Genomic DNA, 16,215 nt, shown 5'->3' on the forward strand with positions numbered 1-16,215 from the left:
AATGGTATCGAACGTAAAACCGTCAAAAGTAAACGAGGCTGACCTGAAAGAGCGCGTAGTAGCGATCAACCGGGTAGCCAAGGTAGTAAAAGGTGGTCGTCGCTTCAGCTTTGCGGCCATCGTAGTTGTTGGTGATGGCAACGGCGTAGTAGGTTATGGCTTAGGTAAAGCAAACGAAGTTACAGATGCTATTACCAAAGGTGTTGAAGACGCAAAGAAAAACCTGTTCCAGGTTCCTTTGTTGAAGCGCACTGTGCCACACGAAATGGAAGGTCGCTTCGGTGGCGGGTTCGTGTTGGTTAAGCCAGCTGCTCCGGGTACAGGTGTTATCGCTGGCGGTGCCATGCGTGCTGTATTGGAGAGCGCAGGTATCCACGACGTATTGGCAAAGTCGAAAGGCTCATCTAATCCGCACAACGTAGTAAAAGCTACGATCGATGCGCTTATCAAGATGCGTTTGCCCCACCAGGTTGCCTTCCAGCGTCAGGTGTCACTGAAGAAAGTATTCAACGGTTAATCGAGACGAAACATGGCACAGGTACGTATTACACAGGTGCGCAGCACCATTAAACGCCCAAAAACGCAGAAACTGGCTATCCAGTCACTGGGTTTGGGCAAAATTAACCGGAGCATTGTATTGGAATACAATCCATCAATTGCTGGTGTGATCCGTAAGGTTGAACACCTGGTTAAGATCGAAGAAATTTAAAATTAAACTGACAATGAATCTAAGTCACATTAAGCCGGCAAAAGGGTCAGTTAAGCAGCGCAAGCGAGTCGGTCGCGGTCAGGGTTCCGGAATGGGCGGAACATCGACCCGTGGCCACAAAGGTGCTCAATCACGCTCTGGCTACAGCCGTAAGTTAAGCTTTGAAGGTGGTCAAATGCCACTTCAGCGTCGCTTACCTAAATTTGGTTTTACCAATCCAACTCGGGTTGAGTACAAACCTATCAACCTGGATACACTTCAGGAGTTGGCAACAGCAGCTAACGTAACAACCATTGATTTCGCTGTATTGCGCGAGCATGGTTTAGCCGCTAAAAACGACCTCATCAAGGTATTGAGCCGTGGTGAAGTAACGTCAGCCCTGGAAGTATCAGCCCACGGTTTCTCTGCTTCAGCTAAAGAAGCGATCGAGAAGGCAGGTGGCAAAGTAACCGTTATCGAACGGATTGCTAAGAAAGAGTCTGCGATTTAACCACCGGTAGCCGCGTACGACTTGTATGAACCGTTTCATAGAGACTATTAAGAATATCTTTTCAATTGAGGAGTTGAGGACGCGTATCCTCAACACTCTTTTGTTTATAACGGTCTTCCGGCTGGGTACGCACATTGTGCTTCCCGGTGTCGACCCGGCCCGTTTGAACCTGCGTCCTCAAGGGTTGCTAGGCCTGTTAGATACGTTCTTGGGTGGTGCTTTTAGTAAGGCATCCATCTTTGCGCTGGGTATCATGCCTTATATCTCGGCATCGATCGCGATCCAACTGTTGACACTGGCGCTACCTTATTTCCAGAAGATGCAGAAGGAGGGTGAATCTGGTCGCAAGAAGCTGAATCAAATCACTCGAGTGTTGACGATTTTCGTTACGGCTGTTCAAGCTGTAACGTATATCCGGACAACTATCCCAGCTGACGCGCTTTTCATTGATCGGACGTTGTTCACCATTGCTGCTGTATTTATCCTGACTGCTGGCACCATCTTTTGTATGTGGCTGGGTGAGCGGATTACAGATAAAGGAATTGGTAACGGTATCTCAATGATCATCATGATCGGTATCGTTTCGCGGCTTCCAGGTGCTATCTACGGTGAAGCTCTTTCACGGGGTACGTCACAGATCTTCATTTTCTTCATTGAAATGGTTGGTCTATACTTTGTGATTATGGGTGCTGTGTTGCTTACGCAGGCGGTACGTCGAATTCCGATTCAATATGCTAAGCAGGTTGTAGGGAACAAAGTGGTTGGTGGTCAGCGCCAGTACTTGCCGTTGAAACTGAATGCTGCTGGTGTAATGCCAATCATCTTTGCTCAGGCATTGATGTTCATCCCTGGTTTTGCTTTCGGATTGGGTGCCGAGAAGAGTGAGACAATGGCTTCATTGTATAACACATTTCAGGATTACACCTCATGGCAGTACAATTTGCTATTTGCATTTCTGATCATCGTCTTCACGTTCTTCTACACAGCGATCTCGGTTAACCCGGTTCAGATTTCTGATGATATGAAGCGTAGTGGTGGTTTCATTCCTGGCGTAAAGCCTGGTTTGTCAACTTCTGAGTATATTGGAACGGTACTTGACCATATCACACTTCCTGGTGCTGTTATGTTGGCGATAGTAGCTATTCTGCCTTCATTGGCTAGCCAATTAGGCATGACTTCGAGCTTTGCTGCTTTCTTTGGTGGCACATCATTGCTCATCATGGTAGGTGTAGTATTGGATACGTTACAACAGATTGAAAGCTATCTGCTGATGCGTCGTTACGAAGGTTTGATGAAATCTGGTCGGGTGAAAGGCCGCACAGAGGGCGTACCAGCCTAATATAAATTATGATTACGTTACGCAACGACGAAGAAATTGAGATCATCCGGGCGAACGGTCAGGTACTTGGCAAAACGCATGCTGAGGTCGCCAAACTGATTCGTCCGGGGATTACAACAAAGGAACTTGACACTGTTGCTCAGACGTTCATTAAGGATAATGGGGGCATTCCCTCGTTTCTCGGTTTCAATAATGGCACAGCTATCCGTTTTCCCGGTGCCCTGTGTATTTCAGTAAACGATGTAGTTGTTCACGGTTTTCCGACCAACTATGAGTTGAAGGAAGGCGACATAATCTCAGTTGACTGTGGTGTGTATCGCGATGGCTACCATGCCGACAGTGCCTATACCTACCCAGTTGGTGAGATTGCTCTAGGTACTCGTAAACTGTTAATGCGCACGAAGGAGTCATTATATGTTGGCACTGCCAAAGCAATCGATGGCAATCGGGTTGGTGATATTGGCTATGCGATTCAGTCGTACACGGAGCACTTTGGCTACACTGTAGTTCGTGAGTTAGTGGGGCACGGTGTGGGTCAGTCATTACATGAAGAACCACAGGTGCCTAATTATGGTAAGCGTGGTCAGGGAGTGAAATTGAAAGAGGGTATGGTTATTGCCATTGAACCAATGATCAATTTCGGCAAGAAAGGCGTAATACAGGAACGCGATGGCTGGACAATTCGAACTAGTGATCGTAAACCGTCAGCGCATTTTGAGCATACCGTTGCAGTTCGTAAAGGGAAGGTCGATATACTGACTACGTTCGAGTACATCGAAGCGGTAACGGCTGGGACCAGTATGGAAATCGAGTTGAGTGCCGCAGCAGCGGCTTAACGTCTATATGGCAAAACAGAATTCGATTGAACAAGATGGCGTGATCCTCGAAGCATTATCGAATGCAATGTTTCGGGTTGAACTCGCCAACAAGCATGAAGTAATTGCACACATCTCGGGCAAGATGCGGATGAACTACATCAAGATTCTGCCCGGTGACCGTGTTAAGTTGGAGATGTCGCCTTATGATTTGAGTAAGGCGCGAATTGTGTACCGTTACAAGTAAACAGGCAAGCAACCATGAAGGTTAAAGCGTCAATTAAAAAGCGCAGCGTAGACTGCATCGTGATCCGGCGGAAAGGGAAACTGTACGTGATCAACAAGAAGAATCCCCGTTACAAACAAAGACAAGGTTAACCACATGGCACGTATTGCAGGTGTTGACATCCCCGATAAGAAGCGCGGCGCTATTTCGCTGACGTACATCTATGGTATCGGCCGGAGTGCAGCAAAAACGATTCTAGCAAAAGCTGGTATCGACGAAAACAAAAAGGTTAGCGAGTGGAATGACGATGAGTCTACGGCCGTTCGTAACGCTATCAGCGAAGAGTTCAAAGTTGAAGGTGCACTGAAGTCAGAAGTGCAACTTAGCATCAAACGGTTGATGGACATCGGTTGCTACCGTGGTCTGCGTCACCGTAAAGGTCTGCCAGTTCGCGGTCAGAAAACCAAGAACAACTCACGGACTCGGAAAGGGAAGCGTAAGACGGTTGCCAACAAGAAGAAAGCAACGAAATAAGTAAGTGGTCATTAGTTGAAACGTCATTCATAGTCATTAGCTAGTCATTTATCGTTTAGTAGAGTGCTTTCGACAAATGACTATTAATGACAACAAATGACCAACTTCAAGTTAATGACGATTATCTAAGCAAATGGCACAAGCAAAACGTAAAGACAAAGCTAAAAAGCGGGTCGTCGTAGTTGAGTCAGTAGGTCAGGTACACATCCGGGCTACCTTCAACAACATCATCATTTCGATCACGAACATGAACGGTCAGGTTATCTCATGGGCATCTGCCGGTAAGATGGGCTTCCGCGGTTCGAAGAAAAATACCCCCTATGCAGCCCAAACAGCTGCACAGAACTGCGCACAGGTTGCCCACGAATTAGGTATGCGGAAAGCAGAAGTGTTTGTAAAAGGACCAGGTGCCGGACGTGAGTCGGCTATCCGGACTGTACAAAACACAGGTATCGAAGTGACCACAATCCGTGATATTACCCCGCTGCCCCATAACGGTTGCCGCCCTCCGAAACGTCGGCGCGTATAGTATTGGTTAAAGTTGATTGCAATCATTTGGCATCGTAGTAGCTATTACAGTCAGGTTATTGCCGCAGCAATGAATACGGTTGGGCGACATTTAGTTGTGTCTGATCTCTTTTTCACATTATTCATTTCTTATAATGGCACGTTATATTGGCCCAAAAGGCAAAATTGCCCGTAAGTTTGGTGAGGCTATCATTGGCCCCGTCAAAGCCTTACAAAAGAAAAACTACGCGCCCGGTATGCACGGACGCGGCCGGAAGCGTAAGACCTCAGAATACGCTGAGCAGCTTCAGGCGAAACAAAAAGTGAAGTACATCTATGGTATCCTGGAGCGTCAGTTCCGTGGATTGTTTCATCGTGCTGCCGTCAAAGAGGGCATCACAGGTGAAAACCTGCTGAAACTTTGCGAAGCCCGTCTTGATAATACCGTTTATCGTATGGGTATTGCTACCACTCGTCGGGCCGCCCGCCAGTTGGTTGCTCACAAACACATCACTGTTGATGGAGAAGTTGTGAACATCGCTTCATATTCTCTGAAACCTGGTCAGATTATCGCCGTTCGCGAAAAATCAAAGTCGCTTGAAGCCATCACGACTAGCTTGTCTGCTCGTAACGCAAAGCGGTTCAACTGGCTGGAGTGGGATCAGCAGCAACTAGCTGGTACGTTTATCAGCTATCCCGAGCGTGATCAAATTCCTGAGAACGTCAACGAGCAATTGATCGTTGAATTGTACTCTAAGTAATAAATGAGTACAGTTGGCCGAAGCAGTTGGCAGAGCTAATCTGCCAACTACTTCGGCCAACTGTAGTCTTAATTTTAGGCTGTTAACCACGAAAAGGTATGTCTATATTAGCTTTCCAAATGCCCGATAAAGTCGTAATGGAAAAAGCCGACGACTTTCACGGTGTATTTGAGTTTAAGCCTCTCGAAAAAGGTTATGGCGTTACGATAGGAAATGCTTTACGCCGCATACTGTTGTCGTCACTGGAAGGTTACGCCATCACTAGCGTCAAGTTTCCAGGTGTACTCCATGAATTCTCTTCGATCGAGGGAGTTGTTGAAGATGTAACCGAGATTATCCTGAACCTGAAAATGGTTCGGTTTAAGAAGGTTAACGATATGGTCGATAACAAGATCACGGTGAACATCAAAGGTCAGTCGGTGCTCAAAGCTGGTGATATCAGCAAAGCAACGGCTTCATTTGAGGTGCTGAACCCAGATCTGGTTATCTGCAACATCGATAATACACGTGACCTGGAGATGGAAATCTTCGTTGAAAAAGGTCGTGGGTACGTACCTGCAGATGAGCCGCGTGCCAACGAACTGCCGTTCGGTCATATCCCTATTGATTCGGTTTATACGCCGGTGAAGAACGTTAAATTCGGTGTTGAAAACACACGGGTTGAGCAAAAAACGGATTACGAAAAGCTGGTTCTCGACATTGAGACTGACGGCTCAATTCATCCGGAAGAAGCGCTGAAAGGTGCTGCTCACATCCTGATTCAACACTTCATGCTATTCTCGGATCAGACAATGACGTTTGATACGGTGAAGCCTGAAGAAGACAACGTGGTGGATGAGGAAATGCTGCACATGCGCAAGCTTCTCAAGACGTCACTGGCTGATCTGGATCTGTCTGTACGTGCCTACAACTGCCTGAAGTCTGCTGAAGTGCGGACGCTGGGCGATTTGGTTCGCCTGGAGATTTCAGATATGATGAAGTTCCGCAACTTCGGTAAGAAGTCGCTGACTGAATTAGAGCAATTGGTTGCTGACAAAGGTCTGACTTTCGGTATGGACGTTGTTAAATATCGGTTAGACGAAGAATAAGCTCAGTTTGACGTTTACTGTTTTGAAGTTTGACACTTCGAACGCCAAACGCCGAACGACAAACTACTACAATGAGACACGGTAAAAAAGATAATCACCTCAGCCGGACCCATTCGCACCGCGACGCAATGCTGTCGAATATGGCCGTTTCGCTGATTATGCACAAGCGGATTGAGACAACGGTTGCGAAAGCGAAAGAACTTCGTAAGTACGTTGAGCCGATCCTGACGCGTGCCAAAGAAGACAACAACCAGAATCGTAAGGTTGTCTTTCAGTCACTGAATCACAAAGAAGGTATGAAGGAGTTGTTCGGCGTTGTGTCGGATAAGATCGCTTCTCGTCCCGGCGGATACACTCGCATCATCAAACTGGGTAACCGGAAAGGTGACGCAGCTGAAACCTGCCTGATTGAACTGGTTGATTTCAACGAAACATTGCTGGCCGCCGCTGCTGAACAAACGGCAACCAAAACCCGTCGTAGCCGTCGGGGTGGTGCAGGCCGTGGTGCTGCCGGTGCAACCGAGGCTGCTCCCGTAGCTATTGCTGCTGACGACGAGGCTCCATCAGCCGAAGTGGTTGAGGAAACGCCAGCCGCAGTTGCAGAAGAGGCTGCTGAAGCAACTGTAACTGGTACCGACGACCTGACAATTGTTGAAGGTATCGGCCCTAAGATCGCCGAGTTACTCAATAACGCAGGTATCACCACATTCGCTCAATTAGCCGACGCTTCCGACGAGTCGGTACAGGCTGTGCTGACAGAAGCGGGTCCAAGGTACAACATCCACGATGTAGCAACCTGGAATGAACAGGCTGCCTTGCTACGCGATGGCAAAATGGACGAGTTCAAGGCACTAACTGACCGCCTGAAAGGTGGCCGTGAAGAATCTGCCGAGTAGTGATAAACCATTCGTCATAAAGAAATGGGGTTAGCCGGTTATCGGTTAACCCTTTTTTTTAACCAAAAACATCAATTATACCCTCATGACACGCCCTCAACAACCCGAAGCGTTACTGGTTTTGCAGGATGGTACTGTTTTCAAAGGTTTTGCGTTAGGCAAAATTGGTACAGCTGGTGGTGAAATTTGCTTCAATACCGGCATGACCGGTTACCAGGAAATTTACACTGATCCATCATACTTTGGTCAGGTGATCGTCAACACGACGTCGCATATTGGCAACTATGGCATTCAGCTAGGCGCTGAAGAAGAGTCGGCCGGAGTGAAGATTCGGGGAATGGTTTGTAATTTCTTCTCACCAACTTATTCGCGTCATCTGGCCGACGGTTCGCTGCAACAGTACTTCGAGAAAGCTAATATTGTTGGTATTCATGGCATCGACACGCGGCAACTGGTGCGCTACATCCGTGACAAGGGTGTAATGAACTGCATCATTTCATCTGTCATTCTGGATGCAGATGTACTCCGCGCTGAACTAGCGAACGTACCTGACATGGCCGGATTAGAGCTCTCGTCGGAAGTATGTACGCAGACAACCTATGAGTTGGGCGAACAGGACTCTCGTTTCCGGGTTGCCGTGCTTGATTTGGGCGTGAAGAAGAGCATTATCCAAAGTCTGGCCGACCGGGGCGCTTATTGCAAGGTGTTTCCGGCTAAAACGTCATTCTCAGAACTGCAGGCTTTCAATCCGGATGGGTTCTTTATCTCAAATGGTCCAGGTGATCCGGCAGCGATGCCTTACGCTGTAGAAACGGTGAAGCAGGCACTGGATACGGAAAAGCCGTTGTTCGGCATTTGTCTGGGCCATCAGATTCTGTCGCTTGCCAGCGGTATTGGTACCTACAAGATGCATAACGGTCACCGTGGCCTGAACCACCCGGTGAAAAACCTGATCACGGGTCTGTGTGAAGTAACGTCGCAAAATCACGGTTTCGCCGTTGTTGCCGACGAGGTTATGGACCACGCCAATGTAGAGGTGACGCATCTCAACCTGAATGATAATACAATCGAGGGTATTCGGAGGAAAGATAAGCCTGCCTTCTCGGTGCAATATCATCCGGAGGCATCGCCCGGACCACACGATTCGCGCTATCTGTTTGATGACTTTATTACGTTGATGAAGTAATATCGAATCAGTTAATTCCTCTTTTTCGTAAAGCCGACGCCTCAACGGCGTCGGCTTTTTCGTTACTAAGTCCTATGTCATCTGCTACCAAACGCTTTCTTACATTTGGGCTGGGCCTACTGCTGATCAACGCGCTCTCGGCGTTTATCTATACACGTGTAGACCTTACCGAAGATAAGCGATACACACTGTCGGGGGGGACACAGCAACTGCTGGGTACGTTACCCGCCCGCGTGCATGTCGATGTTTTTTTGACGGGGAAACTGCCACCGGGATTTAAACGACTGGAAACAGCTGTTCGCGAAACGCTGGACGAGTTTGAAGCCGAGGCGGGCAGTAACATCAGTTTCCGCTTTATCGACCCAATCGCAGGTACGTCTGAGGCGCAGCTGCAACTACTTGAACGATTGGCAAAGCTGGGTCTTCAGCCCACAAACCTGTTTGCTAATCAGGGGGGGACCCGCACAGAGCAGCTCATCGTACCGGGCGCTGTAATCAGTTACGAAGGCAAAGAAGCAGGTGTGTTGCTATTGAAAGGTAATAAAGCAGCCTCGCCTGCCGAGCAACTGAATCAATCGTATGAGGGCGTAGAGTACCAACTGGCGGCTGCAATCCGGCGGTTAACGCAGCCAGAAGGTAGTCGAAAGCGCGTTGGGCTTGTATTCGGACATACGCAGGTGCCGCCAGAGCGCTTCTCCGACCTGCTGGCTTCCATTCAGGAGCAGTATGATCTTTTTTTCGTAGACCTTAAAAAACCCGGACCCGTTGAAGGTGTTGATGCACTGCTGGTGCTAAAGCCAGATCAACCCTTTGCGGAAAACGAGGTGTTTAAACTTGATCAATACGTAGTTAAAGGTGGTAAAGCTTTGTTCTTCGTAGACGGAACGCGGGTTGATAGTGTGAGTGTACAAGGCTCTTACGCGCAACCACTGTCAATAGGGCTTGACGATCTGTTTTTCAATTGGGGGGCACGTATCAACCGTAATGTGATAAAAGATCTGGCCTGTGGCGTGATTCCATTGAACGTGGGTACGTTGGGTGATAAACCAAATGTGCAATTGGTGCCGTGGCGATTCTACCCCGTGCTGAACTCCTTCGGAGATAGTCCTATCACCCGTAATATGGACGCCGTTGCCAGTCGTTTCCTGAGTACGATGGATACCGTTCGAACGAAGGGAATTCAGAAAACGGTACTGCTGAAAACATCACCGTACACGACAGTGCTAAATCTGCCTGCTCTGATCGCCTATAATGAAGCCCGGCAGCAACCAGATCCGGCTACATATACGGGGGGTGTTAAAATGGCTGGTGTGCTGCTCGAAGGTGAGTTCACATCCTTATTTGCAAACCAGTTACTACCTGACTCACTTAAGCAGGGGTTCAGGGCAAAGTCGCAGGCAGGCAAAGTCCTGATCTGCTCTGATGGAGATATGATGGTGAATGATGTTGACTATAAACGAAAGGCGCCATTGCCGCTTGGCTACGACCGTTTCTCGCAGAAGCAGTTTGCCAATAAAGAATTTGCGCTCAATGCCATCGACTATATGATTGACCCCAAAGGGCTGATTATGGCACGTACCCGCGAAGTTCCCCTGCGGCCGCTCGATACCATAAAACTTGGTCAGGAACGTACCTGGTGGCAGGCAATCAATGTGCTGGGGCCGTTGGGCTTACTAGCCGTTGGTGGACTGGTTTGGCAGTTCTTTCGCCGCCGCCGGTACGCCTGATACAGTTGCTGATGGCTCTGGACAAAACCTGAATTGAGGCTTAGAAAAGGGCCTATTTTTTGCTACTTTTGTTCAAATACACAAGAACCTATTTGACGCCTCCAGCGCATGAAATTCATCGTCTCCTCGTCCGTTCTGCTCAAGAACCTGATGAACATCAATGGGGTGGTTGCGACCAACCCGATCGTACCGATTCTCGAAAACTTTCTGTTTCGTATTGAAGACGGTACGTTGACCGTAACGGCGTCGGATCTGCAAACGACCATGACTACGCAAATCCCCGTGGATGCGTCAGAAACCGGTGCTATTGCCATTCCGGCCAAGCTTCTTCTCGACACCTTACGGAGCTTGCCCGAGCAGCCCATCACGGTTAATATCAACACAGATACATTCGGTACTGAAATCCTGACGGACAACGGCCGGTTTAAGCTGTCGGGCGAGAATCCGATCGATTTTCCGAAGATCCCGGCTGTCAATAAAAACCAGTCTGTGGAGCTCTCGTCAGATGCTCTGTTAAGCGCAGTGAACAATACGGCTTTTGCCACCAGTACCGATGACCTTCGCCCAGCCATGACGGGTGTATATCTGCAACTGAACAGCGATAATGCTACGTTTGTTGCTACCGATGGCCATCGCCTTATCCGGTACCGCCGGACCGACATTCAGACGTCGGCCAGCACCTCGCTGATTATTCCTCGTAAAGCATTGTCGTTGCTGAAAACGTCGTTGCCGGAAGGGGTTGATGTGAAAGTCGAGTTGAGCCAGGCAAATGCGTCATTCGCATTCGGTTCAACGCAACTGATTTGTCGGCTGATTGATGAGCGCTTCCCCGATTACGAAAACGCCATCCCGACTAACAACACGAACGTGATGACGATTGGTCGCGCTGATCTGCTGAACTCACTGAAGCGCATAATGATTTATGCTAACCGGACAACCCACCAGATTCGGTTGACGATGAAAGCGAATAGTCTGACTATTTCGGCGGAAGACCTCGATTACTCGAATGAAGCCAATGAGAAATTGCTGTGCGAGTATGAAGGCGATGATATGGAAATTGGGTTCAACGCCAAACTGATGGCCGAGATGCTGAGCAATCTGAGTGCTAAGATGATTTCGCTTGAAATGTCGGCTCCGAACCGCGCCGGCTTGATCATCCCTGCCGATAAAGAAGAGAATGAAGAGATTTTGATGCTGGTGATGCCGGTAATGCTGAACACATACGCGTAACCAACATTTGTCTAATTCATACCATACAAAAAGGCCCTGGCTAATCAGTCAGGGCCTTTTTGTATAGAAGCGCCAGAAACGCATAAAAAGTAAAGTTGATCAATTGAGAGCCGCAGTGCCTGAGCAAAGTAGCGGGATAGATAAAGGAAAGGATTTAGGAATAGGAAACTGTACGTTTACAAATATAATAGATAGGACAATAGAAAGATATTATTGCCCTTAAAAGGTTAGGGAATCTATTTATTAAACGTATACTAAGGCTAATAATTAACTAGTATAGATAAGTAGCTTGGTTGCCCTCTGTTTACTGCCGGATTACAAACCATGATGCCAAGACATACGAATACCCAGGCAATGACGCCTGGGTATTCGTAAAAAATGTATGTGTTGCCGATCAGGCAGTGGCTTCTGCTAAAGCTGGGTAATCAATGTATCCTTTTTCGCCTGGGCTATAGAACGTGTCGTAGTCGGGCTGGGCCAATTCTGCGCCTGTCTGCATGCGTTCAACCAAATCTGGATTCGGAATGAATGGACGGCCAAAAGCGATTAGTTCAGCTTTGCCAGCGCTTACTGTTTCTTCTGCGCGGGCTGCATCATAGCCGCCGCTCAAAATCAACGTACCTGTGAAGATGTTGCGAATCGCCTCAACAATCTTTTTATCTACGGCCGGGGCACCCATAGCTTCGTGATCGACCAGATGAACATACGTTACAACGCCGTTCAGTTTCTCGGCGACATGCAGCGCAATGGCGTCGTAATCGGGCGAATAAGGCATATCGTTGAAGACGCCGTATGGTGATAAGCGAATGCCGGTTTTCTCAACACCAATAGCAGTCGATATAGCTGCGGCTACCTCGATTGCAAAGCGGGCGTAATTTTCAGTAGAGCCGCCATATTCGTCGGTACGCTGGTTCGACGTCGGCCGTAAGAACTGCTCAACCAGATAGCCATTTGCACCGTGCAGTTCAACGCCATCAAAACCGGCGGCAATCGCATTTTTGGCAGCAGCTACAAATTCCTGGATCGTTCTGTCAATATCGGCTTTGGTCATTGCCCGTGGCGTTGGATGATCCTGCATACCAAGCGCGTCGGTATAGATCTGCCCGGCGGCGGCAATTGCCGAGGGCGCCACAATCTCAGCGCCTTTCTCCATATGCGATGAATGGCTTACCCGGCCTGTATGCATCAGTTGGGCAACTATTTTGCCACCCTTTTCGTGAACAGCCGTAGTTACTGCCTGCCAGCCCTCCACCTGTGTAGGCGTATAAATACCGGGTACGCGGGCATATCCATTGCCGTTGGCCGATGGAGCAATTCCTTCTGTGATGATCAACCCTGCCGATGCACGCTGAGCATAATATGTAGCCATAATTGGCGTAACATCGTGCCCAATTGTAGCCCGGTTACGGGTCATGGGGGCCATAACGACCCGATTTTTCAAAGTGATATTACCTAACGTAGCAGGCGAGAACAATTTCGTTGACATGTTGGATGTGTTGTACGTACAAATACAGGCAGACAACAAGGCCAGAACTGGTATTAGTTTATATGTATTTACATTTAATTCAGATGAATGGAAAATTGGCCTGACCCTCAATGGATTGTAAACGCTAAAAGATTATGGGCGAATGAGCTGGTCTACAGCCTGAGTCGGAAGCAACGTACCCAGACGTACCTGCGATTCGAGCTGTTCCAGACGTTCTGCCATACCTGACTGACTAAAGAACTGCTGCTCGATCTGCTGGCGAAGCAACGTACGGAACCAGTCGAGGGACTGTGTTTGCCGGTGCCGAAGCCGCTCACCCGATTGCTGAAATATTGTCTGGTGGCGTTCGATCATAGCCCAAACGCCGCCGATACCTGTGCCTGTTAGTGCTGAACAGGTCAGTACGGGTGGTTGCCAGCCAGAGCCGGTAGGGGGGAAGAGATGCAACGCGTTCTGATACTCAACACGGGCGCGTTTAGCCGCATTGGTATTATCACCATCGGCTTTAGTGATAGCCAGCGCATCGGCCAGTTCCATAATGCCCCGTTTCATGCCCTGTAGCTCATCACCAGCGCCTGCCAGCATCAGGAGCAGGAAGAAATCGACCATGCCATGAACGAGCGTCTCCGACTGTCCTACGCCCACTGTTTCAATTAGAATGACATCAAATCCGGCGGCTTCGCAGAGTAGCATGGTTTCGCGGGTACGATGCGCCACGCCCCCCAGCGAGTCACCCGCCGGCGATGGTCTGATATACGCCCGTGGGTCCATCGACAAGCTCTCCATACGGGTTTTGTCGCCCAGAATACTACCGCCCGATCGTTGGCTGGTAGGGTCAATGGCCAGCACCGCCAGTTGCTTGCCGAGGCCGGTCAGGTACGTGCCGAACGTTTCGATGAAGGTACTCTTTCCTACACCCGGCACACCCGTGATGCCCACGCGCACCGATGTCTGCGGAATGTGGGGCAGTACCCCTTCCAGCACCTGCCGGGCCAGGAGCTGATCGCTGGGTAACTGGCTTTCAACCAGCGTAATGGCGCGGCTCAGTACCAGCCGGTCACCAGCCCGTAAGCCGTTGATATAGTAGGATGGTGGTTGTCGTTGGCGCATTTTCGAATTTACTGTTTGCCGTTTGCCGTTTTCTGTTGTGCTGCTAATTGACCGTTTTTTCCTCAGCAGCACAACAGAAAACGGTAAACGGCAAACAGTAAATTAATTTTTTAGATCGTCGGGTGTCGTGATCTTGATGTTCTCATAGTCACCTTCGATCAGTGAAATCGGGTAGCCGGCAAATTCGAGTACGCTGGCACAGTCGGTAAAGTGGGCTTGTTCGGGGCCGGCGAAAGCCTGACGGAACCAGTCGAGGCGGAACGTTTGGGGCGTTTGAATGAGACGTACCTGCGCCCGATCGATTGCTTTGCTGCTGCCATCACTGCTAATCAGGCGCACCGAGTCTTTAGCGGGTACACAGGTTACGGCAGAGCCTTTATGCGAGGCCGTGGCGAAACTCACGGCAATCGTTGCCGGGGTAACATAGGGTCTCACGCCATCATGAACGGTCACCAGCCCTGTTTCGTCTGCGTCTGCCGGAATACTGGCCAGGCCGTTGCGTACTGATTGAAAACGTGTTGCCCCTCCAATGATCGTGGTGACGTTGGCGGGGAAAAATTGATGAGTAGCACAGAGCGATTCCCAAATCGCCAAATCGCGCTCGGGTAAAACCAGCCGAATAGGCATGTCGGGCGAATAGGCCAGAAATTGCTCAATGGTATGCTGCAGGATAGGCTTACCCCGGAGCAGTAGAAACTGCTTGGCAATGTCGGATTTCATGCGGCTTCCACTGCCGCCCGCCACAATAATGGCAAAAAAATGAGTTGTTCGTCGCAAGAGAAAATAGTCTACAAAAGTCAATAGTCGACAGTCGCGCTGCTAAAGTACCAAAATGGCTGTTTAGCTACGCGACTGTCGACTATTGACTTTTGTAGACTACTGTTTTTTTATAAAATCAACATCGCATCACCATAAGTGAAGAAGCGATATTTTTCTTTGATAGCCACTTTGTAGGCTTCCTTAATCAACTCGTGCCCACCAAACGCAGAGGTCATCATCAGCAAAACTGACTCTGGCAGGTGCATATTTGTCAGCAGGGCATTGGCTATTTTGAAGTCATACGGCGGGAAAATGAACCGATCTGTCCAGCCTTCAACGGGCTTCAGGCGGCTATTGGCCGACACCGACGACTCAATGGCTTTCAGGGCTGTTGTGCCAATGGCACATACGCGCTTGCCGGCATCCAGACCCGCGTTTACGATCTGCGTTGCTTCAGGCTCGATACGGAAATTTTCTGAGTCGGTTTTGTGCTTGGTCAGGTCTTCAACATCCACCTGCCGGAACGTACCCAGCCCGATGTGCAGCGTAACGGGTGCAAAATGGATACCCTTGATCTCCATCCGCTTCATCATCGCGCGGGTAAAGTGCAAACCGGCTGTTGGGGCAGCAACGGCACCAACATGCTGGGCAAACACAGTCTGATAATGTTCGCGGTCTGCTTCGACCGATTCGCGCATGATTTCGCGGGGAATTGGCATCTCGCCCAGTTGGTCCACCGCTTTCATGAACTCATCATGGTTTCCGTCGAACAGGAACCGGATAGTACGGCCGCGTGAGGTTGTGTTATCAATTACTTCGGCAACCAGATCGCTGTCGCCAAAATACAGTTTGTTACCTACCCGAATCTTGCGTGCGGGGTCAACCAGCACATCCCAGAGTTTCATTTCGCGGTTAAGTTCGCGCAACAGAAACACCTCGATTTTCGCCCCCGTTTTTTCTTTGTTACCGTATAGCCGAGCCGGAAATACTTTCGTGTTGTTGATGACCATCACGTCGCCATCTGAGAAATAGCTCAGGATGTCGCCGAATTTCTTGTGTTCAATGGTCTTGGTTTTACGGTCAACGACCATCAACCGTGCTTCGCCTCGTTCAACCGGATATTTGGCAATCAGACTTTCGGGGAGGTCAAATCTAAATTCAGCTAGTTTCATACACGATTTCCCCTTGATAATTAAGCCTATAAGATGGGGAAAGTTCGCAAATATACGACGAGAAAACCCGGATTCGACGGCAGAGGGGTAGGAAAAGTTAGCAGCAAGTCGATAGTAGTCAGTCAGTAGTCAATAGTCGGCTGACGCAAGCGTATTTAAGCGTCAGCCGACTATTGACTA

At 49.1% G+C, this 16,215-nt stretch carries 19 protein-coding genes; 15 read left to right on the forward strand and 4 right to left on the reverse strand.

The genetic code is table 11. The annotated features are described in order from the left end of the window. Window position 1: 1 nt before the first annotated feature. From rpsE to dnaN, 15 genes are all read left to right on the forward strand, one after another. Window positions 2-517, forward strand: a complete 516-nt coding sequence (gene rpsE / locus J2I46_RS13850; RefSeq protein WP_085412259.1) for a 30S ribosomal protein S5 — start codon at window positions 2-4, stop codon at window positions 515-517. Between the two features lie 12 nt (window positions 518-529). Further along, window positions 530-709, forward strand: a complete 180-nt coding sequence (gene rpmD / locus J2I46_RS13855; RefSeq protein ID WP_207329615.1) for a 50S ribosomal protein L30 — start codon at window positions 530-532, stop codon at window positions 707-709. A 13-nt stretch (window positions 710-722) separates the two neighbouring features. Beyond that, on the forward strand, window positions 723-1,199 hold the full coding sequence (rplO, locus tag J2I46_RS13860; protein ID WP_207329616.1) for a 50S ribosomal protein L15: 477 nt from the start codon (window positions 723-725) through the stop codon (window positions 1,197-1,199). 25 nt (window positions 1,200-1,224) lie between these two features. Then, window positions 1,225-2,538, forward strand: a complete 1,314-nt coding sequence (gene secY, locus J2I46_RS13865; protein WP_207329617.1) for a preprotein translocase subunit SecY — start codon at window positions 1,225-1,227, stop codon at window positions 2,536-2,538. Between the two features lie 8 nt (window positions 2,539-2,546). Then, on the forward strand, window positions 2,547-3,374 hold the full coding sequence (gene map / locus J2I46_RS13870) for a type I methionyl aminopeptidase (RefSeq protein ID WP_207329618.1): 828 nt from the start codon (window positions 2,547-2,549) through the stop codon (window positions 3,372-3,374). 7 nt (window positions 3,375-3,381) lie between these two features. After that, complete coding sequence (gene infA, locus J2I46_RS13875) at window positions 3,382-3,600, forward strand: translation initiation factor IF-1 (RefSeq protein ID WP_009284801.1); 219 nt, start codon at window positions 3,382-3,384, stop codon at window positions 3,598-3,600. Window positions 3,601-3,614: 14 nt separating this feature from the next. Continuing rightward, window positions 3,615-3,731, forward strand: coding sequence for a 50S ribosomal protein L36 (gene rpmJ / locus J2I46_RS13880; RefSeq protein WP_207329619.1), 117 nt, complete (start codon window positions 3,615-3,617; stop codon window positions 3,729-3,731). 4 nt (window positions 3,732-3,735) lie between these two features. After that, on the forward strand, window positions 3,736-4,113 hold the full coding sequence (gene rpsM / locus J2I46_RS13885; RefSeq protein ID WP_085412265.1) for a 30S ribosomal protein S13: 378 nt from the start codon (window positions 3,736-3,738) through the stop codon (window positions 4,111-4,113). Window positions 4,114-4,246: 133 nt separating this feature from the next. Further along, window positions 4,247-4,642: a 30S ribosomal protein S11 gene (gene rpsK, locus J2I46_RS13890; protein WP_085412266.1), complete on the forward strand. Its 396-nt coding sequence runs from the start codon at window positions 4,247-4,249 to the stop codon at window positions 4,640-4,642. A gap of 133 nt (window positions 4,643-4,775) precedes the next feature. Then, window positions 4,776-5,381, forward strand: coding sequence for a 30S ribosomal protein S4 (gene rpsD / locus J2I46_RS13895; RefSeq protein ID WP_207329620.1), 606 nt, complete (start codon window positions 4,776-4,778; stop codon window positions 5,379-5,381). A gap of 98 nt (window positions 5,382-5,479) precedes the next feature. Then, entirely contained in the window at window positions 5,480-6,469 is a 990-nt protein-coding gene (locus J2I46_RS13900) for a DNA-directed RNA polymerase subunit alpha (protein WP_207329621.1), read from the forward strand. Between the two features lie 71 nt (window positions 6,470-6,540). Further along, entirely contained in the window at window positions 6,541-7,365 is an 825-nt protein-coding gene (gene rplQ, locus J2I46_RS13905) for a 50S ribosomal protein L17 (RefSeq protein WP_207329622.1), read from the forward strand. Between the two features lie 85 nt (window positions 7,366-7,450). Beyond that, the gene (gene carA, locus J2I46_RS13910) at window positions 7,451-8,551 is read left to right on the forward strand and encodes a glutamine-hydrolyzing carbamoyl-phosphate synthase small subunit (RefSeq protein ID WP_207329623.1); all 1,101 of its coding nucleotides are present in this window, start codon (window positions 7,451-7,453) and stop codon (window positions 8,549-8,551) included. Window positions 8,552-8,625: 74 nt separating this feature from the next. Next, the gene (gene gldG, locus J2I46_RS13915; RefSeq protein WP_207329624.1) at window positions 8,626-10,278 is read left to right on the forward strand and encodes a gliding motility-associated ABC transporter substrate-binding protein GldG; all 1,653 of its coding nucleotides are present in this window, start codon (window positions 8,626-8,628) and stop codon (window positions 10,276-10,278) included. Between the two features lie 108 nt (window positions 10,279-10,386). After that, window positions 10,387-11,508, forward strand: coding sequence for a DNA polymerase III subunit beta (gene dnaN, locus J2I46_RS13920; protein ID WP_207329625.1), 1,122 nt, complete (start codon window positions 10,387-10,389; stop codon window positions 11,506-11,508). 394 nt (window positions 11,509-11,902) lie between these two features. On the opposite strand, the gene J2I46_RS13925 is transcribed toward dnaN, so the two are convergent. The 4 genes from J2I46_RS13925 to queA form a co-directional block, all read right to left on the reverse strand. After that, window positions 11,903-12,994, reverse strand: coding sequence for an alkene reductase (locus J2I46_RS13925; RefSeq protein ID WP_207329626.1), 1,092 nt, complete (start codon window positions 12,992-12,994; stop codon window positions 11,903-11,905). 132 nt (window positions 12,995-13,126) lie between these two features. Beyond that, window positions 13,127-14,104 carry a methylmalonyl Co-A mutase-associated GTPase MeaB gene (gene meaB, locus J2I46_RS13930; RefSeq protein WP_207329627.1) on the reverse strand — a complete coding sequence of 326 codons (978 nt, stop codon included), beginning with the start codon at window positions 14,102-14,104 and terminating at the stop codon, window positions 13,127-13,129. A gap of 102 nt (window positions 14,105-14,206) precedes the next feature. Next, complete coding sequence (locus tag J2I46_RS13935; RefSeq protein WP_207329628.1) at window positions 14,207-14,881, reverse strand: 2-C-methyl-D-erythritol 4-phosphate cytidylyltransferase; 675 nt, start codon at window positions 14,879-14,881, stop codon at window positions 14,207-14,209. A gap of 110 nt (window positions 14,882-14,991) precedes the next feature. After that, a complete protein-coding gene (queA, locus tag J2I46_RS13940; protein ID WP_207329629.1) occupies window positions 14,992-16,035 on the reverse strand; it encodes a tRNA preQ1(34) S-adenosylmethionine ribosyltransferase-isomerase QueA in 1,044 nt (347 codons plus the stop codon). Window positions 16,036-16,215: the final 180 nt, after the last annotated feature.

It is taken from the genome of Fibrella forsythiae (genome assembly GCF_017353175.1).
GTDB lineage: Bacteria > Bacteroidota > Bacteroidia > Cytophagales > Spirosomataceae > Fibrella > Fibrella forsythiae.